We start from the raw sequence: 2,284 nt of genomic DNA on the forward strand, positions 1-2,284 counted from the left end.
CAAGAGACGGAAAGAATGATAATTTATGGGCTTGCTCTGCGCAAGCCGAGCTATCTGGAAAAAAGGGATCAGGTCTTGATTGTTGACATCGTTTGACTCTGTTCTGTTTTTAGGGCTCTTTGGGTCGTTCTCACGTGTGGCAAAATAGTGGCTCCCATGTTGAATCCATACGACATCTCAAGTTGTAAAGCCCGTTTTCAGATATGGGTATGCATTGCCAAGCTGGAGCGTGGGAACGAGTCAACATTGTCGAGGTGAACTTTACTGACGAAAGCCCAGCTCTATTTTTTCTTGCCAAGCCTTTCGATAGAGCTAACAATCTTCTGATAGGTCTCGATCTTTTTGTTTATCTTACTGACACTTTTCTTATCTGAACTATTCGCTTTCACGAAAGCAGTATTTGAATCGATTTCCTGATTGATCTTTTTCACGAAAGTAGAAACATCTTTGCTAGTATTCCAAAGGCTCTCAATTTGGGCTTTAAAATTGCTTCCTTTCGCACTTTTAAAAACGATATTGGAAACTTCGCCAGCTTCTTTAGATGATCCTTTGGCGTGAACACTACCTTTTGACGAAACGCTAAACGAATCCTTGCTACTGAATCCCATTTTAAAATGGTCGTTAAATGCGCCTTCGATAATTTCTTTAATTTCACTTTCGATAAGGTGGTCTTGAAATGATTTCACCCTGATAATTCCCGAAAATCTTTCTGTTAATGTTATTTAGGCTTTTGGGGAATTCTGGCTATTGTCGTAGACAATGCTGTATTAAAGCTTGTCGGATGCTTTGTTTGGTACTCAAAAATAGCAATGGGTATACCATGTCCTCTGTCTCAGAAAATCGAAAGATCGCTCGCAATTGGAGCTTTTCATCAACATAGTCGTGATACGTTGTGAACCCCATTTCTGACGCCTCCAAACATAATGGAGAACTTCGGGGATGTTCAATGATTCTTTTCTCAAATCCAGTAATGAAGCCATTAAGAAGCTCGCCAGCCGCTTCCTGTCCGATGTGTCGGGATAAATAGTAAAACCTGTCATGAAGCTGGCATTGGAAAGCGAGTGAATACTCAAACTTCATTGTCAAGAAGCCCTTCCAATCCAGCCAGAAGTTCTGAAGAAGATACGGTTCGACCTTCCCGAACATCCTTTTCAGCAAATGACAACAATTTTAATAGAGCCATTTGTTCCTGTTGCATCTCAAACTGTACGGGGTCTTGAACTACATATAAAGGTTCCCCATTTTGTGTAACGACTACAGGCTCAGATACATCCATAGAAGCTAATTCTTTTTTAAACGTCGATACCGTTTTGGTACGGGGTAAGGGTGATACGCTCATCTATTTTCCTCAGTGTTAAAAAAATAACATTTCAAGGATAGGTTAAACAAAAGAAAAAGTCCATATAATGTCCATATATGACCCTTCTACTACTACCGAACTACCGAAACCGGGGTCAGGTCTTGATACTTGATACCTGGCAAATAGGTTGCTTTATACAATCCGGAATAGTAACAGGTTAGGAGGGGGTTCAATAAGGAGATTGGGCCATTTCTATCATTGTGTGGAGTTGTAAGCCCCCCCACAGTTGACCAATCTGGCTTTGGAGGCAGTGATATAAGCTTTAAGCTGATGGTAATTGTGATGCCTGTGATCTCTTCTTTTTTTGGAATTTACATCAGAATGTATCATGATGATCATCCACCACCACATATCCATGTTGAGTAACAAGGTCACGAGGCTTTGGTGTGTATTAATGATGGTGCAGTTCTCAAGGGTCATCTTCCAAAGAAGGCCGCAAGATTGGTATCTGACTAGTGTGGTGACCATAAAACAGCACTATTTGATAACTGGCAAAAAGCATTGGAGCTTCAGCCGCTAGAGCGTATTCCGGGAGCTGATTATGATTAAATTGATAAAAGCTGAGTGGTTATACGATAAAGAAATTCGACTTTCTTTTTCTGATGGTTCCCACGGAGTGATGGATTTTTCTCCGTTGTTGTCTAAAAAAACAGCTATGACATTACCCTTGGAGAGTTCACAGTATTTTTGCCGTTTTTTCCTTGAGTTTGGCGCTTTGTGCTGGCCTAATGGTTTTGAACTGAGTCCTGGTAGCTTGCATGAGAAACTGGATAAGGCAGGTCAGCTAGTTAGGTTTGATGCCGCGTAACCAAAAGAAGAAACTCGGAGAAACCCGTGTCGTGAGACCCGGCAAGGAAAAATCATGAAACCCCCTGAAATTATTGACCTCTAGCTTATATTTGCTTTCTTTTTAATACGTCTACA

The 2,284-nt window shown here is 41.0% G+C and carries 3 protein-coding genes; 1 reads left to right on the forward strand and 2 read right to left on the reverse strand.

All coding sequences use genetic code 11. From position 1 onward, the window contains the following. Positions 1 to 281: 281 nt before the first annotated feature. Together KDK18_RS11245 and KDK18_RS11250 are read right to left on the reverse strand one after the other, a co-directional pair. Positions 282 to 686 (reverse strand): hypothetical protein, encoded by a 405-nt coding sequence (locus KDK18_RS11245; RefSeq protein ID WP_257254994.1) that lies wholly within the window; start codon positions 684 to 686, stop codon positions 282 to 284. Positions 687 to 1,069: 383 nt separating this feature from the next. Then, the gene (locus tag KDK18_RS11250) at positions 1,070 to 1,339 is read right to left on the reverse strand and encodes a type II toxin-antitoxin system Phd/YefM family antitoxin (protein WP_257254995.1); all 270 of its coding nucleotides are present in this window, start codon (positions 1,337 to 1,339) and stop codon (positions 1,070 to 1,072) included. A gap of 562 nt (positions 1,340 to 1,901) precedes the next feature. On the opposite strand from KDK18_RS11250, the gene KDK18_RS11255 reads away from it, so the two are divergent. After that, a complete protein-coding gene (locus tag KDK18_RS11255; protein ID WP_257254996.1) occupies positions 1,902 to 2,168 on the forward strand; it encodes a DUF2442 domain-containing protein in 267 nt (88 codons plus the stop codon). The last annotated feature ends 116 nt before the right edge of the window (positions 2,169 to 2,284 follow it).

This window comes from Endozoicomonas sp. SESOKO3 (assembly GCF_024606255.1).